The 23,926-nt window shown below is 70.4% G+C and carries 25 protein-coding genes and 3 pseudogenes; 12 read left to right on the top strand and 16 right to left on the bottom strand.

Going from position 1 to position 23,926, the window contains the following annotated elements; all coding sequences use genetic code 11:
• The first annotated feature begins 39 nt into the window (after positions 1-39).
• The 3 genes from CLM62_RS26640 to CLM62_RS26630 all read left to right on the top strand — a co-directional run bounded on the left by CLM62_RS26640 (position 40) and on the right by CLM62_RS26630 (position 1,850).
• Complete coding sequence (locus CLM62_RS26640) at positions 40-510, top strand: helix-turn-helix domain-containing protein (protein WP_095752449.1); 471 nt, start codon at positions 40-42, stop codon at positions 508-510.
• 158 nt (positions 511-668) lie between these two features.
• Positions 669-1,544, top strand: a complete 876-nt coding sequence (locus CLM62_RS26635; RefSeq protein WP_095752448.1) for an undecaprenyl-diphosphate phosphatase — start codon at positions 669-671, stop codon at positions 1,542-1,544.
• A gap of 126 nt (positions 1,545-1,670) precedes the next feature.
• On the top strand, positions 1,671-1,850 hold the full coding sequence (locus CLM62_RS26630) for a hypothetical protein (RefSeq protein WP_095752478.1): 180 nt from the start codon (positions 1,671-1,673) through the stop codon (positions 1,848-1,850).
• A gap of 22 nt (positions 1,851-1,872) precedes the next feature.
• Here the strand turns inward: CLM62_RS26630 and CLM62_RS26625 are convergent, their stop codons facing one another.
• Positions 1,873-2,493, bottom strand: coding sequence for a DUF4291 domain-containing protein (locus CLM62_RS26625; RefSeq protein ID WP_095752447.1), 621 nt, complete (start codon positions 2,491-2,493; stop codon positions 1,873-1,875).
• Positions 2,494-2,585: 92 nt separating this feature from the next.
• On the opposite strand from CLM62_RS26625, the gene CLM62_RS26620 reads away from it, so the two are divergent.
• Together CLM62_RS26620 and lnt are read left to right on the top strand one after the other, a co-directional pair.
• The gene (locus tag CLM62_RS26620; RefSeq protein WP_095752446.1) at positions 2,586-3,083 is read left to right on the top strand and encodes a nuclear transport factor 2 family protein; all 498 of its coding nucleotides are present in this window, start codon (positions 2,586-2,588) and stop codon (positions 3,081-3,083) included.
• A 69-nt stretch (positions 3,084-3,152) separates the two neighbouring features.
• Complete coding sequence (gene lnt, locus CLM62_RS26615) at positions 3,153-4,718, top strand: apolipoprotein N-acyltransferase (protein ID WP_095752445.1); 1,566 nt, start codon at positions 3,153-3,155, stop codon at positions 4,716-4,718.
• Here the strand turns inward: lnt and CLM62_RS26610 are convergent.
• Together CLM62_RS26610 and CLM62_RS26605 are read right to left on the bottom strand one after the other, a co-directional pair.
• Positions 4,642-5,547: a Gfo/Idh/MocA family protein gene (locus tag CLM62_RS26610; RefSeq protein WP_095752444.1), complete on the bottom strand. Its 906-nt coding sequence runs from the start codon at positions 5,545-5,547 to the stop codon at positions 4,642-4,644. The two genes, lnt and CLM62_RS26610, sit on opposite strands and share 77 nt — an antisense overlap.
• 103 nt (positions 5,548-5,650) lie before the next feature.
• Entirely contained in the window at positions 5,651-6,835 is a 1,185-nt protein-coding gene (locus tag CLM62_RS26605) for an FAD-dependent monooxygenase (RefSeq protein WP_095752443.1), read from the bottom strand.
• Between the two features lie 97 nt (positions 6,836-6,932).
• On the opposite strand from CLM62_RS26605, the gene CLM62_RS26600 reads away from it, so the two are divergent.
• The 3 genes from CLM62_RS26600 to CLM62_RS26590 all read left to right on the top strand — a co-directional run bounded on the left by CLM62_RS26600 (position 6,933) and on the right by CLM62_RS26590 (position 8,738).
• Complete coding sequence (locus tag CLM62_RS26600; protein WP_095752442.1) at positions 6,933-7,562, top strand: TetR/AcrR family transcriptional regulator; 630 nt, start codon at positions 6,933-6,935, stop codon at positions 7,560-7,562.
• A 19-nt stretch (positions 7,563-7,581) separates the two neighbouring features.
• On the top strand, positions 7,582-8,094 hold the full coding sequence (locus CLM62_RS26595) for a DinB family protein (protein ID WP_095752441.1): 513 nt from the start codon (positions 7,582-7,584) through the stop codon (positions 8,092-8,094).
• Positions 8,095-8,204: 110 nt separating this feature from the next.
• On the top strand, positions 8,205-8,738 hold the full coding sequence (locus CLM62_RS26590) for a hypothetical protein (RefSeq protein ID WP_095752440.1): 534 nt from the start codon (positions 8,205-8,207) through the stop codon (positions 8,736-8,738).
• A 21-nt stretch (positions 8,739-8,759) separates the two neighbouring features.
• On the opposite strand, the gene CLM62_RS26585 is transcribed toward CLM62_RS26590, so the two are convergent.
• The 8 genes and pseudogenes from CLM62_RS26585 to CLM62_RS26550 all read right to left on the bottom strand — a co-directional run.
• Positions 8,760-9,281: a tetratricopeptide repeat protein gene (locus CLM62_RS26585; protein ID WP_095752439.1), complete on the bottom strand. Its 522-nt coding sequence runs from the start codon at positions 9,279-9,281 to the stop codon at positions 8,760-8,762.
• A gap of 113 nt (positions 9,282-9,394) precedes the next feature.
• Positions 9,395-10,078 carry a uracil-DNA glycosylase gene (gene ung, locus CLM62_RS26580; RefSeq protein ID WP_095752438.1) on the bottom strand — a complete coding sequence of 228 codons (684 nt, stop codon included), beginning with the start codon at positions 10,076-10,078 and terminating at the stop codon, positions 9,395-9,397.
• Between the two features lie 91 nt (positions 10,079-10,169).
• The gene (locus CLM62_RS26575) at positions 10,170-11,750 is read right to left on the bottom strand and encodes an ABC transporter substrate-binding protein (protein WP_095752437.1); all 1,581 of its coding nucleotides are present in this window, start codon (positions 11,748-11,750) and stop codon (positions 10,170-10,172) included.
• 192 nt (positions 11,751-11,942) lie between these two features.
• Entirely contained in the window at positions 11,943-12,701 is a 759-nt protein-coding gene (locus tag CLM62_RS26570; RefSeq protein WP_095752436.1) for an SDR family oxidoreductase, read from the bottom strand.
• Between the two features lie 13 nt (positions 12,702-12,714).
• Entirely contained in the window at positions 12,715-13,476 is a 762-nt protein-coding gene (gene fabG / locus CLM62_RS26565) for a 3-oxoacyl-ACP reductase FabG (RefSeq protein ID WP_095752435.1), read from the bottom strand.
• A 162-nt stretch (positions 13,477-13,638) separates the two neighbouring features.
• A complete protein-coding gene (locus CLM62_RS26560) occupies positions 13,639-14,055 on the bottom strand; it encodes a DUF3037 domain-containing protein (protein WP_095752434.1) in 417 nt (138 codons plus the stop codon).
• Entirely contained in the window at positions 14,052-14,807 is a 756-nt protein-coding gene (locus tag CLM62_RS26555) for a HipA family kinase (protein WP_095752433.1), read from the bottom strand. The genes CLM62_RS26560 and CLM62_RS26555 overlap by 4 nt, the downstream gene beginning before the upstream one ends.
• 76 nt (positions 14,808-14,883) lie before the next feature.
• Positions 14,884-15,165, bottom strand: a pseudogene (locus CLM62_RS26550) (site-specific integrase); the annotation flags it as partial.
• A gap of 1,626 nt (positions 15,166-16,791) precedes the next feature.
• Between CLM62_RS26550 and CLM62_RS26545 the strand changes: the two are divergent.
• Positions 16,792-18,531 (top strand): annotated as a pseudogene (locus CLM62_RS26545) (glycoside hydrolase family 9 protein); the annotation flags it as partial.
• Between the two features lie 540 nt (positions 18,532-19,071).
• On the top strand, positions 19,072-19,587 hold the full coding sequence (locus CLM62_RS26540) for an RNA polymerase sigma factor (protein WP_095752430.1): 516 nt from the start codon (positions 19,072-19,074) through the stop codon (positions 19,585-19,587).
• Between the two features lie 187 nt (positions 19,588-19,774).
• On the opposite strand, the pseudogene CLM62_RS50230 reads toward CLM62_RS26540, so the two are convergent.
• The 3 genes and pseudogenes from CLM62_RS50230 to CLM62_RS26525 all read right to left on the bottom strand — a co-directional run.
• Positions 19,775-20,236 (bottom strand): annotated as a pseudogene (locus tag CLM62_RS50230) (maltokinase); the annotation flags it as partial.
• A gap of 198 nt (positions 20,237-20,434) precedes the next feature.
• On the bottom strand, positions 20,435-20,740 hold the full coding sequence (locus tag CLM62_RS26530; RefSeq protein WP_257004105.1) for a zf-HC2 domain-containing protein: 306 nt from the start codon (positions 20,738-20,740) through the stop codon (positions 20,435-20,437).
• Positions 20,737-21,285: a sigma-70 family RNA polymerase sigma factor gene (locus CLM62_RS26525; RefSeq protein ID WP_257004104.1), complete on the bottom strand. Its 549-nt coding sequence runs from the start codon at positions 21,283-21,285 to the stop codon at positions 20,737-20,739. Before CLM62_RS26525 ends, CLM62_RS26530 begins: the two co-directional genes overlap by 4 nt.
• A 472-nt stretch (positions 21,286-21,757) precedes the next feature.
• Here CLM62_RS26525 and CLM62_RS26520 point away from each other — a divergent pair, with 472 nt between their 5' ends.
• Positions 21,758-22,060, top strand: a complete 303-nt coding sequence (locus tag CLM62_RS26520) for a zf-HC2 domain-containing protein (RefSeq protein ID WP_257004103.1) — start codon at positions 21,758-21,760, stop codon at positions 22,058-22,060.
• A 202-nt stretch (positions 22,061-22,262) separates the two neighbouring features.
• Here CLM62_RS26520 and CLM62_RS26515 read toward each other — a convergent pair whose 3' ends face one another.
• Positions 22,263-22,562, bottom strand: a complete 300-nt coding sequence (locus CLM62_RS26515) for a zf-HC2 domain-containing protein (protein ID WP_257004108.1) — start codon at positions 22,560-22,562, stop codon at positions 22,263-22,265.
• A gap of 2 nt (positions 22,563-22,564) precedes the next feature.
• On the bottom strand, positions 22,565-23,017 hold the full coding sequence (locus tag CLM62_RS26510; RefSeq protein ID WP_257004102.1) for an RNA polymerase sigma factor: 453 nt from the start codon (positions 23,015-23,017) through the stop codon (positions 22,565-22,567).
• A 126-nt stretch (positions 23,018-23,143) separates the two neighbouring features.
• Between CLM62_RS26510 and CLM62_RS26505 the strand changes: the two genes are divergently transcribed.
• Complete coding sequence (locus CLM62_RS26505; RefSeq protein WP_095752427.1) at positions 23,144-23,563, top strand: DoxX family membrane protein; 420 nt, start codon at positions 23,144-23,146, stop codon at positions 23,561-23,563.
• The last annotated feature ends 363 nt before the right edge of the window (positions 23,564-23,926 follow it).

The following is a 23,926-nucleotide window of genomic DNA, read 5'->3' as shown; positions in this document are numbered from 1 at the left end:
CTGGGTTGGACAATCAAACCCTCCCCTAAACTGGGCGCCATGGCCGCTCCCAAAGACCCGCGCCCCTGCTCCATCGCCGATGCCCTGGCGCTCGTCGGCGAGAAGTACTCGTTGCTCGTCCTGCGGGAGGTGTGCCTCGGCAACGGCCGCTTCGACCAGCTGGTACGCAACATCGGCGCCCCGCGCGACATCCTCGCCACGCGGCTGCGCCGGCTCGTGGACGCCGGGATCCTGACGAAGCGGATCTACAGCGAGCGCCCGCAACGCTTCGAGTACCGGCCCACGCAGGCGGGGCTCGAACTGGAGCCGGTCCTGATGACCCTGATGGAATGGGGCGATCGCCACCTGCGCGAGGACGGCGACCGCCCGATGGTGCACGAGCACATCTGCGGCAACGAACTGGTCCCGGTCCTCATCTGCCAGGCCTGCGGCGCCCCCGTCCGCCACGAGGACCTGACGGCCCACCCCCAGAGCCCGGGCTGGACAGTGGCGGGGCCGACGGCGGCGTAACCCGCTGAGCAGCCCGAGTCACCGCTTCGCGGCCCCTGTGCCGGGGCTGTCATCGGGGGACGCTACGCTGCCCCTCGACACCTGTGATCACACCGCGCCCGCCGGCGCGGTGCGCCCTTCGCTCCTCACCACGATCAGCGCTTGGACTCCGTAACTTCATGTCTTGGTTTGAATCCCTCATCCTCGGACTCGTCCAGGGGCTGACCGAGTTCCTCCCCGTCTCCTCCAGTGCGCACCTCCGGCTGACGGCGGCCTTCTCCGGCTGGGAGGACCCGGGTGCGGCCTTCACGGCGATCACCCAGATCGGCACGGAGACCGCCGTGCTGATCTATTTCCGCAAGGACATCGGACGGATCATCTCGGCCTGGACGCGTTCGCTCACGAACAAGGCGATGCGCAAGGACCACGACGCGAAGATGGGCTGGCTGGTGATCGTCGGCTCGATCCCGATCGGCGTGCTCGGAGTGACGCTCAAGGACCAGATCGAGGGGCCGTTCCGCGATCTGCGGATCACCGCGACGATGCTGATCGTCGTGGGCGTGATCATCGGTGTCGCCGACCGGCTGGCGGCGCGCGACGAGAACGGCGGCCGGCACCGTGCGCCCAAGCAGCGCAAGGCCCTCGAGAACCTGGGCGTGAGGGACGGCCTGATCTTCGGCCTCTGCCAGGCCTGTGCCCTCATCCCGGGCGTCTCGCGCTCCGGCGCCACCATCAGCGGCGGCCTGTTCATGGGCTACAAGCGCGAGGCCGCGGCCCGTTACTCCTTCCTCCTCGCCATCCCCGCGGTGCTCGCCTCCGGCCTGTTCGAGCTCAAGGACGCGATGGAGACCGACCACGTCTCCTGGGGCCCGACGATCTTCGCCACGGTGATCGCCTTCGGGATGGGATATGCCGTGATCGCCTGGTTCATGAAGTTCATCTCCACCAAGAGCTTCATGCCCTTCGTGTGGTACCGCATAGCGCTCGGTGTGGTCATCGTCGTCCTGGTCACCATGGGCGCCCTGAGCCCCCACGCGGCCGAGTCGGCGGGCTGACGCCCCGGTGCGCGCGCCGGCGGGCTGACGCCCCGGTGCGCGCGCCGCCCGCCCGTGACCAATCGCATACAGGATCAGTAGCCATCCGGTAGCGGACCGTCAGTGCTTGCCCCTAGGCTTGTGCGCATGTCCCCCGATTCCGTGACCCCTGGTTCCGTGCGGTCTGCTGCCGAGCTCAACGAGCAGATCCGGGCCCTCTGGCTGCGTGCGGGCGGCACCCTCTCGACCCAGGAGCGCGCTGAGTACGAGCTGTTGGTGGTCGAGTGGGCGGCCGCGATCCGCGGAGACGTCATCGAGGCGGCCTGAAGCCGACGTTCCAATTAGCCCCCTAGGCCCGCAGCCCCGCGAGCACCGTCTCCTCGACGGTAAGGGGCCGCTCCTCGGGCAACAGCCCCGCGGCCCGCTCCAGTTCACCCTCACGGACCAGCCCGTGGATCTCCGTGGCGAGCGGCGTCACGTCCTCGATGGCCACGATCCACTCGTCCGCGTACCGCGCCGCCGCTTCCCCCGCGAGACCCAGCTGCAGCGACCGGTACGGCAGCGGACTGAAGTGCAGATCACGCTCGGGATCCCACTGCACGCGCGCGGGCGCCTGCTTCAGCTGCCGCTTCCAGGCGGCCCGGTCGCCGTGCAGGTCGGCCACGTAGTGCGACAGACACGCGTTGCGCAGCGCCCTGACGAAGCCCTCCCGGCTGATCTCGACGGCGAGGACGGTCTCCTGGCCCTCCTTCGTGCCCCAGCCGCAGCGGTACATCATCCAGAGGAACGACGGCTTGATCCAGGTCATCCGGTCCCGCTTCCAGGACGCCGGGAAGCGACCGTGGCGGGCGGCGACACGCCCGATCTCGGGCCGGTACGCCTGGTAGACGGTGACCGTGGACTCCGTCTGGCGGGCACGTACACGGAACTTGGGCTCTTGCTGGGCAACAGAGACTGACTGATCGTTCACATGAACAGACTCGGCCCCCACAACCGGTAACGGCCACCGAATATCGCCGCGCCCCCCTTGGCGACGCCCTCCCGATGCCCAACACTGAGCCGATGACGCAGCGTGTGGAGCTCGCCACCGTGATGGACCGGCTGGCAGTGGACGAACTGATCACCGACTACGCGGTGGCGGTGGACGACGGCGACTGGGAGGCGTACAGGGGGCTGTTCACATCCGACGGGCGGGCGGACTACCGCTCGGCCGGCGGCATCGAGGGCGACGCCGTGAAGGTCGCCGCATGGCTCGCGGAGAGCATGCGGCTGTTCGCGATGCGCCAGCATCTGATCGTCAACCGCCGGCTCCGCTTCGGGACCCTGGAGCAGGACACCGGCGACACGGCCCGCATGCAGGCCGACTACATCAATCCGATGCGCCTCGCCGGAGAGGAAGACGGGAACGCCGACGGCTCGACCGCCCCCGACTTCGTGAGCGGGGGCCGGTACTCCTTCGGGTTGCTGCGCACGTACGACGGCTGGCGACTGCGCGAGGTGATCGCGCAGGAGAAATGGCGCCGCCTGCCGAATCCCCACCTCGATCCTATGATCAACTGAGCGGACGCCCCCTGTCCCGGGGTCCTCCGCTGTGCGCACACTGGAGACTCCCGGGGTAGGAGACGCCGTATGAAGACGTTCGGCCACTGGCTCGCCTCCCCGTGGCGGCGCTCGACCGTCGCCGCACTGGCGGGCGCCCTTCCCGTGCTCGCGTTTCCGGAGCCGTCCCTGTGGTGGTGCGCCTACGTCGCCCTCGTCCCCTGGATCCTGCTCGTCCGCTCGGCACCGACCTGGAAGCGGGCGGCGTACGACGGCTGGTCCGGCGGGTTCGGCTTCATGCTGGCGATGCATCACTGGCTGCTGCCGAATCTGCACGTCTTCACGTTCGTCATCGCCGCGCTGCTGGGCGCGCTGTGGGCCCCCTGGGGCTTGCTGGTGCGCCGCTGCCTCGCCGGAACGCCCTCCCGCGGCCGGATCGCGGCCGCCCTGCTCGTCCTGCCGTCGGGCTGGATCGCCGTCGAGCTGGTCCGCTCCTGGCAGGGGCTCGGCGGGCCCTGGGGCATGCTCGGGTCCACCCAGTGGCAGGTGGAACCCGCGCTGCGGCTGGCCTCGGTGGGCGGGGTGTGGCTGCTGAGCTTCCTGGTGGTGGCCGTCAACGTGGCGGTCGTCGTTCTCGTGGCGGTGCGGGAGTCCCGGATACCGGCCGTGGCCTGCCTCGTCGCCACGGCGGCAGTGACCTCGGCGGTCTGGGTGTGGTCGCCGCGTCCCGACACCGACGACCGGGTCAGGATCGCGGTCGTCCAGCCGGGCGTGGTGACCGGCGGCAACACCCGGTTCGAACGCGAGGAGCAGCTGACCCGGCGGCTCGTCGGCCAGGACGTCGACCTGATCGTCTGGGGCGAGAGCAGCGTCGGCTTCGATCTGAGCCGGCGGCCCGACCTCGCCCGGCGGATCGCGGCGCTCTCCCGCGAGACCGGCGCCGAGATCCTGGTCAACGTGGACGCCCGGCGCTCCGACAAACCCGGCATCTACAAGAGCTCGATCCTCGTCGGACCCGACGGCCTCACCGGCGACCGCTACGACAAGATGCGGCTCGTGCCCTTCGGCGAGTACATTCCGGCCCGCTCCCTGCTCGGCTGGGCGACCTCCGTCGGCGAGGCCGCGGGCGAGGACCGCAGGAAGGGCTCCGAGCAGGTCGTGATGAACGTCGGGGAAGGGCTGCGCGTCGGGCCGATGGTGTGCTTCGAGACCGCCTTCCCCGACATGACCCGCCATCTCACCGAGAACGGCGCCGACGTACTGATCGGCCAGTCGGCCACCTCTACCTTCCAGCAGAGCTGGGCCCCCGAGCAGCACGCCTCGCTGGCCGCGCTGCGCGCCGCCGAGACGGGCCGCCCGATGGTGCACGCGACGCTGACGGGCGTGTCCGCCGTCTACAGCGCCAGTGGACAGCGCGTCGGCCCGTTGCTCGACACCCGCGCCATCACCGCCCAGGTGTACGACGTACCGCTGGCGCACGGCACCACCCCGTACGTCCGCCACGGCGACTGGACCGTGAAGGCGGCGCTGCTGATCCTCGTCGCGTGGGCCGCGGGCGAGGGCGTACGGTCGCTGCGGGTCAGGCGGCCTGCCCCCGCACCGCCCGTACCACCCGCTCGCACAGTTCGTGAGTCGCCAGCGCGTCCCGGGCGCTGAGCACCTTGCCCGCGCGTACGGCGTCGAGGAAGGCGAGCACGGCCTGCTCGATGCCGCGCTGCCGGGCCACCGGCACCCAGTCGCCGCGCCGTCGCACGGTCGGCTGGCCCTTGTGGTCGATCACCTCGGCGAGGTTGACCACCTGACGCTTGGTGTCCTGACCGGACACCTCCAGGATCTCCTCCGCCGATCCGCTCAGCCGGTTCATCACGCCGAGCGCGGTGAAGCCGTCCCCGGCGAGCTGGAGCACGACGTGGTGGAGCAGGCCGTCGACGACGCGGGCGCGCACGGTGACGTCGTCGACCGGGCCGGGTATCAGGAAGCGCAGGGTGTCCACGACGTGGATGAAGTCGTCGAGGATCATCAGGCGCGGCTCCTCCGGGAGCCCGATCCGGTTCTTCTGCATCAGGATCAGCTCGCGCGGGTGCTCGGCGCACTGCGCGTACCCGGGGGCGTAGCGCCGGTTGAAGCCGACGGCCAGGCTCACGTTGCGTTCCTCGGCGAGCGCCACCAGCCGTTCGGAGTCGGCGAGTTCGTAGGCGAGTGGCTTGTCGACGTACGTCGGGATGCCCGCCTCGAGGAGCCGGCCCACTATCTCGGGGTGCACGGCGGTGGGCGCGTGTACGAAGGCGGCGTCGAGGTCCTGGGCGAGCAGGGAGTCGAGGTCGGCGTGGCGCTGCCCGTCGGGGAGGTGGAGGCTGTCGGCGACCCGGGTGAGTGTGGCGGGCGTGCGGGTCTGCAGGTGCAGTTCAACGCCTGGACGGCCGCCCAGCACCGGCAGATACGCCTTCTGCGCGATGTCACCGAGTCCGATGCAGCCGACCTTCACAAGAGCTCACCTCGCCGCTCCACGCCGGCGACAGCCGCCGACCTGCTTTTCTGCCGGGGGTCCGGGGGTTGTCCCCCGGATAGACACAGCACGGGGGTCTCCTCTAGCGGTTGCCTGCCGGGGTCACGTCGGAAGCATACGGCTGCTGCGGCGGCCGCCAGTCGGCGATCCCTTCGAAACTCCGCAGGAAGAGGCCGGGTACCGCCTTCGACAGTGCGGCGACCGCGGTGTCGCGTACGGCCATCAACGGGCGGTTGGTCATCATGTTGAGGCGGCCCACCTTGACGGCCTGGCGGGCGATCGCCGTCGTACGCGGCAGCCTGGCCGCCGAGTAGGCGGCGAGGTCCTCGCGGTGGTGCGCGAGGACGATCGCGTCCTCGATGGCCTGGTTGCCGCCCTGCCCGAGGGTCGGGGGCATGGCGTGCGCGGCGTCGCCGACGAGGGCGACCCGGCCTCGGTGGTAGGCGGGCAGCGGCTCGGCGATGTGGTGGACGTCGTGGCGCAGGACGTCCTCGGGGCGGGCGGCGGCGAGGACGGCCGGGATCGGGTCGTGCCAGTCGCCGTAGCGGCGGAGGAGCTCGGCCTTCTCGTCGTCGGGCGCGTGCTCCCCGGCGGGGGCCGTCGCGGCGGCGTAGGCGTAGACCCGGCCGTCCTTCAGCGGGTGCGTGCCCCAGATGCGGCCCCGGCCCCAGGTCTCGTGCGAGGCGAACTCGGCGCCGGGGACCGGGATCACGACCCGCCAGGTGGTGAACCCCGAGTACACGGGACCGGGATGGTCCGGGAAGAGGGTTCGGCGTACGGCGGACTGGATGCCGTCCGCGGCCACCACGAGGTCGGCCTCCAGCTCTCCGTCGGGCGTGCTCACGCGGGCGGGACGGTCGGCGGCGCCCGGGTCGGCGAGGGTCGCGGCGGCGGCCGTACGGACGGCCCCCGGCGGGAGTTGTGCGGCCAGGCTGTGGATGAGGGTGGCCCGGTGGAGCAGGACGAGCGGGCCGCCGAAGCGCTCGGCCGTCGCGGCGGCGTCGGAGCGGGCGAGCCAGCGCCCGCCCGGGGTGCGCAGTCCTCCGTCGCCCTCCCAGGCGGCGAGATCGCGGATCTCTTCGCCGAGGCCGATGACGTCCAGCGCGCGCAGGGAGTTGGGCGCCAGGGAGATCGCCGCGCCGGCCGGTTCCAGCGAGCGGGCCCGCTCCAGCACGGTGACCTGCCAGCCGCACCGGTGCAGGGCCGCGGCCGCCGTCAGGCCTCCGATCCCGCCGCCGATCACGACCGCGTGCCTCGACTGTGCCATGGGTCCTCCCGACCTCCCGACAGCTTCTCACTACAGCTGTAGTGAGCTGACGCGTCGACTGTACTACAGCCGTAGTGACAGAGATAGGTTGACCTCCATGTCCGTACGCGCCACCCCGAGCGCCTCGCGCGCCGACCTCCTCGCCGACACCGCTCTCGCCCTGCTCGCCGAGCGCGGGATGCGCGGTCTCACCCACCGGGCGGTCGACGAGGCGGCCGGGCTCCCCCAGGGGTCCACCTCCAATCTCGCCCGCACGCGGCAGGCGCTCCTGGAGCTGGCCGTGCGCCGCCTCGCCGAGCGTGAGGCGCGGGTACTGGCCCTGCACGAGATGCCGGACCCGCAGGGTGGTTTCGCCGCACTGGTCGACGCGCTGGCCCTGGCGACGCACCGCGCCCTGACCCGCAACCGCGAGCTGACGCTCGCCCGCTACGAACTGGCCCTCGAAGCGACCCGCCGCCCCGAACTGCGCGCCTACTTCGACGCGGCGGGCGCCCGCTTCCGGGACCAGCTTGCCGCCCTCGTGACGGCCATGGGCTCGACGGACCCGGCCCGGCACGTGCTGTCGCTGGTGGCCTGGGCGGACGGGCTGATGTTCAGCTGCGTGGCCGGTTCCTTCCACGCGGAGGTGCCGAGCCTGGACGAGGTGCGGGCCGGGCTGCGGGAGCTGCTGGAGGGCATGCTCGGCGGCGCTCCCGAGGACGCGAAAACCCCTGGAGACCTCGGGTGAGTTGGGACAGGATGCGGGGATGACCACTGAACGCCGTGAACCCGCCACCAACGCCGACGAACGCACCATGCTGGAGGGCTGGCTGGAGTACCACCGGCAGACCTTGGCGTGGAAGTGCGAGGGCCTGACCGACGCCCAGCTCAGGACCGCCTCGGTGGAGCCGTCCGAGCTGTCCCTGATGGGGCTGGTGCGGCACATGGCGGAGGTGGAGAGGGGCTGGTTCCGCAAGGTGCTGGTGAACGACGAAGCGGGGCCGATCTGGTTCAGCGACGCCGACCCGGACGGCGAGTTCCACCTCACCGAGGCGGACACCTGGGAGGAGGCGTACGGCACCTGGCAGTCGGAGATCGAGGCCGCCCGGCGCAACGCGGCCCGCTTCGGTCTGGACGACCTCAGCGAGGGCAAGCACCGGCGCACCGGCGAGCGCTACAACCTTCGCTGGCTCTACACGCACATGATCGAGGAGTACGCGCGTCACAACGGCCACGCCGACCTGATCCGCGAGCGCGTCGACGGCGCCACGGGCGACTGACGTCAGCCGCGGGGGGCCGAGCCCGCCGTACGGGGCCGGGGATCACCCGTGCGGGGCATCCTCCGCTTGTCCGCTGTCCAAAGGCCGCCCGACCCAGAAGAGTTGCGCGCGTGCATCGAACGACGACCACCGCAGCGCTCCTGGTCACCGTGGCAGTCTCGGCCCTCGCCGGCTGTGTGACGGTCCAGCGCCCGCCCGTCTCCGGCCCGGCGTCGGTACCGTCCCAGCCGTCGGCGCCCCGCCCGGACGCCCCGCCCGGCTCGGACGACCCCTCCCGCTCGGACGACCGGGCGCAGCCGCAGGTCGTACAGGCGCCGGCCCGCGAGGCCCTGGAGATGATCGGCCCACCCCGCCGACCGCAACCGGCCGCCACCGCACCGCGCGGCCCCGTCCCCCCGGCCGCGGCACCGGCACGCAAGCAGCCGCCCGGTCGCTCGCACCCCCGGCCGGCCCGCCCCGAGCCCCGGCGGCCCGAGGCCCGGCGTCCCCCTGAGCCGCGCATCGAGGTTCCCGACGTGCCGAAGCCGAAGCCGAAGCCGATCCCGGGGAACCAGCAGGACGTCTGCGCCCTCGGCAAGCGGTACGGTGGCTGGCGCGCGGACAGTCCCGAGGCGCTCATCTGCCGGCAGACGTACGGGCGTTGACGCGAGGGACGTCAGGGGGCTTCAGGGCCGCTGTCGCGGCGGCCCCCACGCTCCCCCTCCGGACGAGTCCCCCTCCCCCAGCCGCAGCTCCAGCCGGCTGATCGCCGCCCGCACCCCGTCCCCGTACCGGTCTTCGCCCAGCGCATCGGCCGCGCCCCGCGCCCGGCGCAGATGCGTGCGGGCGGCCCCCGCGCGGCCGAGTTTCACATAGTCGGCGGCCAGATTCAGATGCAGGGAGGGATACAGCGCCCGCACCGCGAGCGCCCCCTCGTGCTCGGCGAGCCGGTCGTCCGTCAGTTCCTCGGCGGCGGTCAGCGCCCTGAGGTCCCAGGCGAGTTCGTCCGAAGGGTCGTCCTGGGTATCGGCCAGGTAGTGCGCGAGGGTGCAGCGGTGCAGCGGGTCGCCGTCCTCGCCGATCTCCGCCCACAGGTCCAGGAACCGGTGCCGGGCCTCCTCACGGTCCCCCGCGTGATGCAGGATGGCGACCTGCCCGATCCGCGTCATCACGGCGTCCGCGGTCGTCTGCCCCTGTCGTTCGGCCACCGTGTCCTCCGCGCACTCATCGGCTGTCCCTGCCGACGCTAATGCCACCGGCGGACAATCCCGGTCAGGCGGCACCGGGCCGGTTCGACGGGGAACCGGCCCGGCGGAAGTGCTCAGCCGAGGTTCGGGATGCGCCAGTCGATCGGCTCGTGGCCCTGCCGCGCGACCGCCTCGTTGATCTGCGTGAACGGACGCGAGCCGAAGAACTTCTTCGCCGACAGCGGGGAGGGGTGCGCGCCCTTGACCACCACGTGCCGCGTCTCGTCGATCAGCGGGAGCTTCTTCTGCGCGTAGTTGCCCCACAGTACGAAGACCGCCGGGTCGGGCCGGTCGGCCACCGCGCGGATCACCGCGTCGGTGAACTTCTCCCAGCCGCGGCCCTTGTGCGAGTTGGCCTCGCCGCCCCGGACCGTGAGCACCGCGTTGAGCAGCAGGACGCCCTGCCGCGCCCAGGGCATCAGATAGCCGTTGTCCGGGACGGGCAGGCCGAGCTCCTCCTGCATCTCCTTGTAGATGTTGCGCAGGGACGGCGGGGTCTTCACCCCGGGACGCACCGAGAAGCACAGGCCGTGGCCCTGGCCCTCGCCGTGATACGGGTCCTGGCCGAGGACGAGGACCTTCACCCGCTCGTACGGCGTGGCGTCCAGCGCGGCGAAGACCTCCTCGCGCGGAGGGTAGACGGGACCCTTCGCCCGCTCCTCCTCGACGAACTCCGTCAGCTCCTTGAAGTAGGGCTGCTGGAGCTCGTTGCCCAGAACCCCGCGCCAGGACTCGGGCAGCATGGCGATGTCGGTCACGTCGACTTCCTTACGGTGTGCGGTCACGTCCAGGCCACAGAACCTACAGGCGAGCACTGACAGCCTGCCCGCGGACCGCACAAGCGGCTCCCTACCAGCTGGTCTTCCAGGAGAGCTCCCACATGACCATCATCGTCGCCGGGTCGATGACCTTCTCCAGACCGGCGATCTCCTCGCTCGCGGCCACGTACTGCTTGCCCTGCCACAGGGGCAGCAGCCGCGCGTCGTCCACGAGGATCTGCTGGGCCTCCTCGATCTGCCTGGCCACGGCCCCGCGGTCGCTTTCCGCGCGGGACTCCGGCAACAGCTTGCCGGTGATCTCAGGTGCGTCGTACGGGGTACCGAGCGCGTTCTGCTCGCCCACGAAGGGCGCGATGAAGTTGTCGGGGTCGTTGAAGTCGGGGAACCAGCCGCGCCCGAACACCGGGTACTCGCCCTTCTGATACCCCTCCACGTAGCTCTTCCAGGGGCGGCTCTTGAGGGTGACCGTGAACAGGTCGGAGGCCTCGAGCTGCCGCTTCAGCTCCTCGAAGGCGGGCTTGGTCGTCGAGCCGTAGCGGTCGCTCGTGTACCAGAGCTTCAGCGGGACCCGATCGGTGATGCCCGCTTCCGTGAGGATCTGCTTGGCCTTCGACACACTGGGGGCACCGAAGTCGTCGAAGAAGCCCGTGGTGTGGCCCACCAGCCCCCTGGGGATCATGGAGTACAGCGGCTCGACGGTGTTCTTGTAGATGTTGTGCGCGAGCGCCGGGCGGTCGACGATCTGGGCGACCGCCTTGCGGACCGCGGGCTTCGCGGCCCACGGGTCTTTGGGGTTGAAGACCAGGTAACTGATCTCGGTGGTGGGGTTCTCGACGAGCTGGAGCCCCTCCGCCTCCTGGTTGGCCTCGATGTCCACGGTGTCCGAGGCGCCGAGACCGCGATAGACGACCGCGATCTGCTTGTTCTTGAGTGCCTTGACCATCTCGTCCGACTGCTGGAAGTAGCGGATGGTGACGGCGCTGTTCTTGCGGTTCGCTATGCCGTTGTAGTTGTCGTTGCGGACGAGCTCGGCCTTCTTGCCCTCCTCGTAGGAAGCAAGGCTGTAGGGCCCCGAGCCGCTGATCTTTCCGTCCTTTCGGAGCGCGTCCGCGGGGTACTCCTCGGGATCCACGATCGACATGGCGGGCGTGGTCAGCACCAGGGGGAAGGTCGCGTCCGGCTGGCTGAGATGGAAGACGACCTCACGGTCGCCCTTCACCTGCACCCGCGAGAGAGTGCCCAGCAGACCCGCGGGACCGCCATTGACGTTGATCTCCTTGATCCGGTCGAACGAGTGCTTGACGGCCTTGGCGTCCAGCGGGTGCCCGTCGGAGAACTTCAGGTCCTTGCGCAGCGTGCAGCGGTACGCGGTGCTCGAGTCGTCCGTGAAACCACAGCTCTCGGCGGCGTCGGGCTCGGGCTCGGCCCCACCGGGGGTGTAGTTCAGGAGTGTTTGGTACACATTGCGGAACAACTCCCAGGAGCTGTCCCAGGAAGCCGCGGGATCCAAGGTGGCCGGAGCACTGGTGGTTCCCACGACGAGCGGCGCCTCGTCTCCGGAGGCGTCCGAGGAGAACACAGCACATCCGGCCACCATGGATATGGACGCGAGGGCCGCGAGCGGCGGCAGGTATCGGTTCCGCATGAACACGCGCTTGCTCCTCGAAATGCCGTACCAAGGGTCGGCAGACAATACCGCAGCGCTCGCCCCATAAGCCTCCCCAGAAATAGCTCTCTTGATCGATTCGCTCATGACTACGTTGTCATGGGCCTGTGAGGGCTCCTCTACGTGGACACGGGCGCCGTTACCGTCAACGAGCGCCCGTGTCGAGATTGACGAGGGTCAGCCCACGCCGGCGTTCAGGAAGATCCCGCCGTCCACGACGAGCGTCTGGCCGGTGATCCAGTCGGACTGTGTCGAGGTGAGGAACGCGGCGGCGCCGCCGATGTCGGAGGGCACGCCGAGCCGGCCCAACGGGTAGGCCGCGGCGGCCTCCTCCTCCCGGCCCTCGTACAGGGCCTTCGCGAACTGGGTCTTCACCACGGCCGGGGCGATGGCGTTGACGCGCACCTTGGGCGCGTACTCGTGCGCCAACTGGAGGGTCAGATTGATCATCGCGGCCTTGCTGATGCCGTACGCGCCGATGAAGGGCGAGGCGGAGACGCCCGCGACGGAGGAGATGTTGACGATCGCGCCGCCGTTGTCCTTCTGCCAGGCGTGCCAGGTCCTCTGCGCGAAGCCGAGCGCCGAGACCACGTTGGTCTCGAAGACCTTGCGCGCCACGTTCAGGTCGAGGTCGGCGATCGGCCCGAACACCGGGTTCGTCCCGGCGTTGTTGACCAGGAAGTCGACGCGGCCGAAGGCCTCCATGGTGCGCTCGACGGCGACGGCCTGGTGGGCCTCGTCGTGGGCCTTGCCGGCGACGCCGATGACGCGGTCGGCGCCCAGCTTCTCGACGGCCTCCTTGAGGGCCTCCTCGTTGCGGCCGGTGATGCACACGCGGTCACCGCGCGCGAGCAGCGCCTCGGCGACGCCGTAGCCGATGCCTCGGCTGGCGCCCGTGACGAGCGCGACCTTGCCGGAGAGTTCCACCGAAGTCATGTTCCCTCCTCCCCTAGTCGAGCGGTCCGCCGGCCACGTACAGCACCTGGCCGGAGACGAAACCGGCGGCCTCGCCCGTGAAGAAGGCGATCGCGTTGGCGATGTCCTCCGGCTCGCCGACGCGCTGCACCGGGATCTGGGTGGCGGCGGCGGCCTTGAAGTCCTCGAAGCCCATGCCGACGCGGTCCGCGGTGGCCTTGGTCATCTCGGTGGCGATGAAGCCGGGGGCGACGGCGTTGGCGGTGATGCCGAACTTGCCGAGCTCCTTGGCGAGCGTCTTGGTGAAGCCCTGCAGTCCGGCCTTGGCGGCGGAGTAGTTGACCTGGCCGCGGTTGCCGAGCGCGGAGGACGAGGAGAGGTTGACGATCCGGCCGAAGCCCGCGTCCACCATGTGCTTCTGGCAGGCCTTCGACATCAGGAACGCGCCGCGCAGGTGCACGTTCATGACCGTGTCCCAGTCGGAGACACTCATCTTGAACAGCAGGTTGTCGCGCAGCACGCCGGCGTTGTTGACCAGGATGGTCGGCGCGCCGAGCTCCTGGGCGATGCGTGCCACGGCCGCCTCGACCTGCGCCTCGTCGGAGACGTCGCAGCCGACCGCGAGGGCCTTGCCGCCCGCCGCGGTGATCTTCTCGACGGTGTCCTTGCAGGCGGCCTCATCGAGGTCGATCACGGCGACCGCGCGGCCCTCGGCGGCCAGTCGTACGGCGGTGGCGGCGCCGATGCCGCGCGCTCCGCCGGTGACCACGGCGACCCGCTGCTCAGTGGTGGACATTGCTGGTTCTCCTCGCCCTCGAGAAAGCCCTTGAGAAAGCCCTTGAGACATCCGTTGAGAAGGGTACGCCCATCTGATGAGCGACCGCTTAGTACCTTCGGCAGACGTGACGCTAGAAGCCCTGGCACCCGGTGTCAACGGCAACCGGGTCCATGTGATCCATTACCTCACCAGGAGGTCCAGCAACCGGTCCGCCTCGGCGGCCGGATCGGTGGTCAGCCCGGTGTGCACGGGCCCTGGCTGGACGACCGTCGAACGGGGCGCGATCAGCCAGCGGAAGCGCCGTCCGGGGTCGTCGCGCGCGGCCTGCCCCGCCGCCTCGCCGCCCGTGCAGACGCCTTCGACGGCACGGAGAGCGGCGCGCACGCCGGCCACGTCCGCGGCCGGGTCGAGCGCCAGCAGCCGCGCCTCGTCGAGGTGGGTACGCGCGCCGACGTAGGCCTGGGCACGGCAGTAGACCAGCACGCCCGCGTTGATGCACTCGCCGCGCTCGACGCGGGGTACGACGCGCAGAAGGGCGTACTCGAAGATGTCCCGGCCGCTCCCCTGGCCTGCCTTGATGATGTGGCGCTCGCTCACTTGGCCCCCTCGATGCGGTCGTGGACGACGGCGGCGCGCGCCAGCAGTGGCCGTGCGTAGGCCTGCCGGAGGGCGTCCGGCGTGTCGAAGCCCGGCTCGCCGGCCAGCCAGGCGTCCGGGATCTCGGCGGTGACCTCGGCGAGGAGCTGCTCGGTGACCAGGGGCGCGAGTTCGGCGGCGGCCCGGGTGACGTCCGGCGTGAAGGGCTTGAGGGCGTGGTCCGAGGCGTCGTACGGGCGGGCGGCGGAGCCTTCCGCGGCGAGCCAGTTGTGGTGCCAGATCATGGTGGCACCGTGGTCGATGAGCCACACCTCGCCCCGCCACATCAACAGGTTGGGGTTGCGCCAGGAACGGTCGACGTTGTTCACCAGGGCGTCGAACCAGACGATCCGCCCGGCCTCCTCGGGGCTCACCGCGAAGGCGAGGGGGTCGAAGCCGAGCGCGCCGGACAGGAAGTCCATGCCGAGGTTGATGCCGCCGCTGGACCTCAGCAGCTCCTGCACCTGCTGGTCGGGTTCGCCGAGCCCCAGCACCGGGTCGAGGTCGATCGTCACCAGGCGGGGCATCCGGAAGCCGAGTCGCCGGGCGAGTTCCCCGCAGACGACCTCCGCGACCAGCGTCTTGCGGCCCTGCCCGGCGCCGGTGAACTTCATGACGTACGTCCCGTGGTCGTCGGCCTCGACGAGCCCCGGCAGCGAGCCGCCCTCACGCAGGGGCGTGATGTAGCGGGTCGCAATGACCTCTTTCAGCACTTTCCCAGGCCACCCGTCTCTTCAGCCTTGCAATCCACGACCCACCTCGAAGGGACGTAGCAGCGGGAATCGGCCGTCAACGGCCCTGGGGAGAATCTGGGGAGTTTCGACTGGCATGCAGTTCTCCCTGCTCCCCGAGCAGTCCGTCGATGACGGTTCGCCCCTTGCTTCCGGCCTCCGGCATGAAGTGAGCATAGTAACCGAGGGTGATCGCGGGCGAGGAGTGCCGGAGCCACCGCGCCGAGGTCACGACGGACTCTCCGCCCTCCAGCATGATCGAGGCATAGGTGTGCCGCAGCACGTGGAAGCCGTCCTTCGGGGCCGCCGCCCACTGCCAGGGTTCCGCTCCCTTGGCGCGCGACGAAGGCAGTGCGCGAATCCGTCTGTTTTGTGGGCTGCCTGCCAACAGACCGTGCAGGTGCTGTCTTTGGCGCGGAGGGCGTATCGCGTATCGGCACATGAGGTGGTGTTCCTTGCGACGGAGCGTATGGGGCGACTGCGAACACCATCAATGCGCTGTACGATCGCCGGCTTCGGTAACCGGGGATCGTCTGCTATGTATCGCCCTGCACGACGAGGGCCTGCCCTCGCCCCTTTCTCCGCTTCGGTCAGGAGGCCAGGCCGTACGAGCGGAGAGCGGGGGTCGCGCCATCCGTCACCAGCACCAGTGAGGCGATCGAGGTTGCGGGCGATGTCGCGCTTGGCGGCACCAACGGCCTGTGCTACGTGGCGAGTTGCGGCGCCGGATGGTACCGCGATGTACACGAGGACCTATCGGTCCCGGCAGTAGCTGCGTTGCAGCCGGCCCTCGCCGAACAGCCCTGCCCCGCATACACAGAGACAGTGCGCCGTGGACAGGGCGCCGCAGTCCTCCATCGCCTGAGCGGTCCATGCCTCAGGGCGCCGAGCGCCAAGAGGGCCGGGGCAGTGAAGCGAACAGATCGTGCGGGAGTCGTCAGGTGGACCTCCTTGGGGCCAGCTTCGTACGGGAGATGCCGCGAGAGCGGGCGTAGTCGTCGCTGTGGCCGGCGACCATCGCCGAGCCAGATGGCCTGTCGGGCCAGGATGGAGAACGCGGCCTCATCGTGGGCGTAGGCGTCGAAGTGCGTGGCGCCGACGACGATGCCCAGCCGTGCAACGCTGCCGAGGAGTTCCGGGCGAAGCGCCGGCGGGCAGTCGACGGACACCTGTACGGCCCACGCCATCGAGCGGCCGACGAAGTCGCCGACCATGACCCGCCGCCTTGGGCGTTGTCCCAACGGTGGATGCCGTCGGCGAGGAGGCGCAACTGCTCAAGCTCGGTGGGCGAATCCGCTTGGGGAGCTCTGGCGGTGCGCCCGGGGCTAACACGACAAATGCAACTGACCAAGCCCTACTGGGAGTCATCGAGATCCGACCGCAGATGGGCCGGTGGCCGCAGACGCCTCACGGAGTGTGGTCCGCAGCTGCTACCGGCGCTGATGGCTCTGGTCGCCGGGCGCCTGGCAGGCTTCATCGGTTCACCATCTGCCGTCACGGTGTGTAGCGACTCAGACGCGACTCGAGGGCTCGACGGCGGGCGGAGATCGTGCCGTACACCTCTCACCCGGTGATTTCGGGGGTCTACCTCAATTGAGGTACGCGCCTGCCGTTCGATCGAGGGTCCTCAACTTCGCTCGGGCGTACGACGATTGCGCCCCTGTCCTTTTCCTACAGTCGATGCGGCGGCGGGAGAACACCCCGCCGATCGGACCGGTGGTCCGGGTCCGCAGGGCTCACCCGCGGACAGCTCACCTCAGCCCCGTCTCGGAAGGACCCTCTGGTGCCCAGCCCCCTCTCCCGCTCGGCCCGCGTGCTCGACCGGCTGAATCGTGGCGGACGCCGCAGGCTGGCCGTCGCGGCCGTGGCCGGTGTCGTCGCCGGCGGTATCGCCGTGCCGACCATCGCCTCCGGATTCGGTGCGGAGGCGGGCGCGGCCGCCGCGGCCGCGCCGAGCATCTCCAAGCCGGCCGCCTCCAAGACCGGTTCCGCCCCGACCGTCCGCGTGAACCAGGTCGGCTACCTCACCGAGAGCCCCAAGCAGGGCACCTATGTGACGAAGGCCACCAAGCCGCTGGCGTGGTCGCTGAAGGACAGGGACGGCAAGGAAGTCGCGAGCGGCACGACCAAGCCCGGCGGCGTGGACGCGTCCTCCGGCGAGAACGTCCACACCTTCGACTTCAGCCAGGTCCGCGACTCCGGCGAGGGCTACACCGTCACCGTCGGCGGCCAGAAGAGCGAGCGGTTCGCCATCGGCGACGACATCTACTCACAGCTGCGCACCGACTCGCTCTCGTACTTCTACCAGAACCGCAGTGGTATCGAGATCGACGCCGACCTCGTCGGCAAGGAGTACGCCCGCCCCGCCGGCCACGTCGACAGTGCCCGGGGTTCCAGCGACGAAAAGGTTCCCTGCCAGCCGAAGGTGTGCGACTACACCCTCGACGTCAGCAAGGGCTGGTACGACGCGGGTGACTACGGAAAGTACGTCGTCAACGGCGGTATCGCGGTCGCGCAGCTGATGTCGAGCTACGAGCGGACCCTCAACACCGAGGGCGCCGACAGTGACGCGCTGGGTGACGGCCGCCTCGTCGTGCCCGAGCAGGGCAACGGCACCCCGGACATCCTCGACGAGGCCCGCTGGGAGATGGACTTCCTGCTGAGCATGCAGGTGCCCCAGGGGGAGAAGCTGGCCGGTATGGCCCACCACAAGGTCCACGACAGCCAGTGGTCGGGCCTGCCGCTGAAGGCCCACGAGAGCAACGGCAAGCGCGAGCTGCACGCGCCGTCCACCGCGGCCACCCTCAACCTGGCCGCCACCGCCGCGCAGGCCGCCCGCCTCTTCGAGCCGTACGACAAGGAGTTCTCCGCCAAGGCTCTGAAGGCCGCGCGTGCCGCCTGGGACGCGGCGCAGGCCAACCCGGAGATGTACGCCGACCCGGGCGACGCCACGGGCGGCGGCGCCTACAGCGACTACGACGTCAAGGACGAGTTCTACTGGGCCGCGGCCGAGCTGTTCATCACCACTGGTGACAAGGAGTACCGCCAGGCGGTGCTCAAGTCCCCGCTGCACAACGACAGCAAGGCGCTCATCCCGAGCGGCGGCATCTCCTGGCAGTCGGTCGGCGGGCTCGGCGCCCTGGACCTGGCAACCGTGCCGAACAAGCTGAGCGGCTCCGAGGTCAAGGCGGTGCGCAAGACCGTCACGCAGGCCGCCGACCGCTACGCCGCGGACGCCCGCAAGGCCGCGTACGGCGTCCCGTACGCCCCCGGCAACAGCGGCTACGCGTGGGGCTCGAACGGCCAGGTGCTGAACAACATGGTGGTCCTCGCCACCGCTCACGACATCACCGGCGAGGACAAGTACCGCGACGCGGCGACGAGCGGCATGGACTACCTCCTGGGCCGCAACCCGATGGGCCGGTCGTACGTCACCGGCTACGGCGAGCGGTACGCCCACAACCAGCACCACCGCTTCTGGGCCAAGCAGATCGACGCCAAGCTGCCGCAGCCGGCGCCCGGCACCGTGGCGGGCGGTCCGAACTCGTCGATCGACGACCCGGTCGCCCAGAGCAAGCTCAAGGGGTGCGCCCCGGCGAAGTGCTACCTCGACGACATCGAGTCGTGGTCCACGAACGAGATCACCATCAACTGGAACGCCCCGCTGGCGTGGGTGGCCTCGTACCTGGACGACCAGGGGGCCTGACCCCGACGAGGAGACAGCGAGGGCCCGGCAGCCGCATCGGCTGCCGGGCCGTTTCCGGTGCGCGAACTCGGTGATGTCGGTGGCTTCCGCCAGCCAGGCAGGGGCAGCAGTCCTCGAGGATCTTGTCAATAGAGAGACGGCGTACGCCGAGCATGGCGGCCGAGCATGCGCGCCGACGTCCGCATCGGGCGGCGGGCCGCCTCGTGCTGAGACCGGTCGGATACTCAGCGGTGGCCGGCACCCCGGCGAGCTCCACCACCGGCTGATCGCAGGACGGAACCGGCCGCGGCGACGGGCAGCGGGTTCGGAAGGAGGCATCACCGTATGAGGTGGCGTGAGCGCGAGGCCGGCTTCGACACGGTGGCCGAACTCCGGGGCGGCGCGGTCGCCCGCCCCGGGCCACGGCCATGGCCACACGCGGGCCTCCTGGCATGCTCCCGGAGAACGCCATGTCACAGGTGAATGTGCCGACAAGTGGTGCGACACCCGATCCGGTGCCAGTGTGGAAGAGGATGCAAGCACGGAAAGAGGCGTCGGGCGATGCGTCAGGTAGCGGCGCGGGAACAGACCTTCAAGGCATACGTGCTGCCCGAGGTGGAGGTACTGCTACGGGCGGCAGCGGCGCTGACGGAACGGCCCGTCGACGCCGAGGACCTGGTGCGGGACACGCTTCTGCGCGCTTACCACGCCATCGACCGGCTCGACGGTCAGCGTCCGCGCGTCTGGCTGCTGGACCTCATGCGCCGGGCCGAGATCGACCGGCAGCACCGGCTCGCTGCCCCGGGCACCGGTCTCGACCGGTCGGCGTCGGCCGGGGCAGCCGTATCACCGCAGGACGTGGTGAATTATGGCGACTTCGACGAGGCCGTCGGCGCGGCGCTCACCTCACTGCCGGACAAGTACCGGCTGGCGGTGCGGTTGGTGGACATGGGCGGGCTGAGCTACACGGAGGCTGCCGGGCTGCTCGGCGTGCCGGAGGGCACCGTGATGCACCGCGTGCGCCGGGCCCGCAGACAGATGAGGGCCCGACTGGCCACGGCAGGGCCTGTTCCGTAGAAGAGCAGGCATTAGAAGAGCAGGCGTTGCCTCCGGTGAAGATCGGCCACTCGACCCGGACGGCAGGAGCAGTGCGACGAACACGGCCACTCACCGCCTGATCGCCGAGTGTTGATCGGCCGCCGAGCGCCCGGGACGGCGCGAGGCTGGGCACCACCTCGGTGAGGAGGGTTCAGCCTGTTCGCACGAGCACCAGCTCCCAGCCGTTCACAGCGTCCTTCAGACAGGGCCGCAGCGCCCCGAGCAGGAGCGGTGCTCCGGGTGCGCTCTCCTGCGTGTGCGCCTCGAACCAGACGACCGGCGCCGGCACGCGTCCGCACCGCTGCCGGGCCCCCGGAGCCGCTCCAACAGCACCTCGGCCAACTGAGGGTCGTGCAATGCCTCGTAAACCGCCCGTCCGGCCAGCGAGCCGTTGGGGCCCCGATCAGGGCGGGCGCGAGACGCGGAGGCAGCGTGTCGCCCACACCGAGCAGCAACTGGTAGCAGTTGACGGCCCGGTCGGACTCGCCGACGGCAGGGGCGCCTGCCGTACTCGAACCAGGAGGCGGATCAGGCCCGGTGACGCCGCGACCGGCAACAACTCGGTCGCGGAGACGAGCGCGAGTCCCGTGACGGGGCGGTCCCTGCCCGCGAACCAGCGCTGCCGTGGGGGGTGTTACGGGCAGGACCGTTCCTGTCCGCCACATACACCGAACGGCAAGTGCGGCTCCCCGCCCGGCGGGGTCGGGTGAGAATGCAGCGCGCGAAGTCAGAGAGGCCGTGGACGAGCGCGGCCATCGGCTCGGCACCCAGCCGTGCCCCACAGCCTCCGGGCCCGAGGCAGTGAGCTGGGCGTACCGCCAGATGGTCACCAGGCTCCGCCGAGTCCGGCCGTCTCGTCGCACGCCCCGGGCGGTCCCGCGGTGAGCAGCGCGGTACCGAAGTCGCGCAGGCGGGCCGTCGTGGTCTCCGGCACCTCCTGGCCGGCCAGCGAGTTCTTGATCTCCCGGTAGACGGCGGCCTCCAGGCCGCAGCGCCGGCAGTCCTCCACGTGCTCGGCAACTCGGCGTGCGGTTACCTCGCCCGCCTCGCCGTCCAGGCACGCCTGCAGCGCGCGGGCAGCTTGCCTGCAGTTCACGCGGCGGTGCGCCGCCCTGCCCCGGTGCCCGATCACACCCTGCTCCTCTTCGGTGCCAGCCCGGCCGCGGCCAGCTGCGTCCTTATGCGCTTGCGGGCCCGATGAAGGCGACTCATCACGGTCCCCTGCGGTACGTCGAGCACCTCGGCGGCCTCCGCATAGCTCAGCCCGCCGATATCCACCAGGCGTACGACCTGCTGATGCTTGTCGGGCAGGCCTGCCAGCGCCACGCTGACCACCTCGTCGAAGTCCTCGCCGACGACCACCTCCTCGGGCGAGGCCACCGTGCCGTCCGAGGTCAGCCGGTCCAGGTCGATGTCCGGGTCGTCGAGCAGGTGAGGCCTGCGGCGGCGGTGCCGGTTGATCTCCGCCCGGCGCATGATGGTCAGCAGCCAGGCACGCGGATGCTCGCCGTCGAACCGGTCGATCGCCCTGTACGCGCGCAGCAGGGTGTCCTGCACCAGGTCTTCGGCGTCGGCGGGCTGCGCCGTCAGCGTCATCGCCACCCGCAGCAGCACCTCCACCTCGGGCAGCACGAACTCCGCGAACGCCTTGTCCCGCACCTCCGCCGGTTGCGCCACTCTGTCTCCCACGGGCTGGAAACCCCCCCAGGCCAATCGGAGCATTCCACGGAATGCGGTGGGCGTACGCGGACGGGCAGCTCACCGGGGCACGGCGCCCCCCGTCTGGCGGCACCGACTCGCCCGTGGCGGTGCGGCGTTGGTGACCGCGCCGACCGACTGGGCACAGCGGGACGGTGCCCACGCGGGTTGGGCCACGCTCTGTGCGCGCACGTGCCGTTCCGGAGCGGGCCAAGGGGAATGTGGAGGCGCCGTCGGCGGGTTTCCTGCGTGTGGAAAGGCCGTTTCCGGGCCTCGACGATCCGTTGGGTTGTGAATGGGGCAGCCGACTGACCAGGCGTACGGCTCGACGGTCCGGTTCCCGCGTCTGCGTGCCCGAACAGCGACAGTCGGCGCGCGGGTTCCGAGGCCGTCGTTCAGCGGGTGACGACGTCGATGCGGCGGCCGGTCCGGAACCGAGGTGAGGTGCAGGATGAGGGTGTGGCCGAGACGGCGGGACACGGCGCGGCGGAGGATGGGCTGCGCCGAGGTCATCCGCGTCCTGCAGCCGTATCTGGACGGGGAGACCGACGAGGCCACCGCCCGCCGGGTGGTCGCACACCTGGACGACTGCCGCGACTGCGGGCTGGAGGCCGACCTGTACCGCGAGATCAAGAAGTCGCTGGCCCGGCACGAGCGGCCCGACACTCGGGCAGTGGAGCGGCTGCGCGGGTTCGGCGAGTCCCTGCTGCATACCGGCCCGGGTACCAGGGGCGATCGCATACCTGGTGGGTGAGCACCCGTCACAGTCGCCACTGTGGCGGCTGTCCTGCCAGGGCCCGGGCCGGCACGTCGACCGGACGTCAGTCAGCCGGGGCCCTTGAGCAAATGCTGGACACAGCCCACCCCTTCGGTATGTCACGGAACTCATGTTCAATGCCCCTGGACATCAGCTCCTCCATCCGCCGGCCGGACCAGCACGTTCCACCCGGGCCGGGTCACGCCCCTGGCGTCTGCTCCGTTCCCTCCCCGTCCGTGCCGGGCCCCAGTAGGCCCTCGGCGAACCCGCGCAGCCGCTCCACCGCGTCGGCGTCCGGTTCCGTACCGCGGGTGAGCGCCTTCTTGATCTTCCGGTAGGTCTCGACCTCCAGGCCGCAGCGGCGGCAGTCCTCCGTATGTGCCGCCACCCTGCGGGCGGTGACCTCGTCGGTCTCCGCGTCCAGGTACGCCTGCAGAACCCGGGCCACCTGCACGCAGTTCATGCTGCGCTCGGCCGGCTGTCTCCGCTTCCACCACATGCTCACCGTTCACCTCGTCCCGGCACCAGCCCGGCCGCCGCCAGCCGGACGCGGATACGCCTGCGCGCCCGGCGCAGTCGGCTCGTCACGGTCGCCTCGCTCAGGCCCCGCACCCCGGCCGCCTCCGCGTACGACAGACCGTCGATGTCCACCAGCCGGACAACCTGCCGGTACTTGACCGGCAGAGCCGCCACGGCGACCTCCACCACGTCGCAGAACGCCTGTCCGACAACGAGCGATTCCTCAGCGCGCCCGGGGGCGCCCGCCGATGCCGGAACAGGACCGACACCCCGATCGCCCAGCGTGCGTGATCCGCCGTCGCGAGGCCGGTCGGCGCGTACCTGGTGCATCAGAGTCAGCAGCCAGGCCCGCGGCTGCTGACCGTCGTCGGGCAACACGCACTGCGCGCATGCACTGTCCCGCTCCGTCTGCGCGCGCGGCGACCGTTCCTCCACGATGACGGAACCCTTCGCTCCTGAGTCCGCATTCCACTCCCGCTCAGACCGCGGCGGACCTGATCGGAGAGTAGCCTTTATTCAGATGGTTTCTGCTTCAGCAGCATTCCACGCCCGGAGACCGTTATGGACATCCTGGTGCTCATCGGCCGCCTCCTTTTCGCGGCGCTGTTCCTCGGATCAGCTTTCGGCCACCTCAGGCAGACCAAGACAATGGCCGAGTACGCCGCGTCCAAGGGCGCACCGGCCTCCGTCCCGGTGATTCGCGGCAGCGGTCTGTTGCTCCTCCTCGGCGGGCTGAGCGTCCTGCTCGGCATCTGGGCCGACCTCGGCGCCCTACTCCTGGCCGTATTCCTGATCCCGACCGCGCTGCTGATGCACGCGTTCTGGAAGGAAAGCGACGCCCAGGCGCGGCAGATGGAAATGGTCCAGTTCCAAAAGGACATGGCCCTTGCCGGAGCCTCGCTGATGCTGCTCGCTCTCATCTCGCACGCCGACGACGCCCTCGGGCTGACGATCACCGGTCCGCTGTTCGACATCGGTTGACGCCACGCCTTTGTTGTCAAGGCGGAGCGCCCCCTGAGGCGCCGTCTTCCGCCGGATGGGGCTTTCGCCGCGCTGGCCGCGGGCTGCGGCACCGCAGAGACCGCCGAAGGCACCGGCGTGAAGACGTCCGGGGCGGACGCGGGCGGTCCGGCGGCGAAGGTACCGGCTCAGTCGAAGTTCACCACGACAACCGTGGACGGCAAGGCGTTCGCGGGCACTTCGCCGGCGGGCAAGGACGCGGTGCTGTGGTTCTGGGCCCCCTGGTGCGCCGTGTGCCGGGGCGAGGCGCCACCGTCGCCAAGGCCCCGGGGAAGTGGGGCGACAAGACCTTCGTCGGAATGTAGTGACCGGCATCCCCAGCAT

The sequence above is a fragment of the Streptomyces sp. SA15 genome (genome assembly GCF_002291145.1).
Taxonomy (GTDB): domain Bacteria; phylum Actinomycetota; class Actinomycetes; order Streptomycetales; family Streptomycetaceae; genus Streptomyces.
This window is presented reverse-complemented; position numbering and strand designations above follow the sequence as displayed.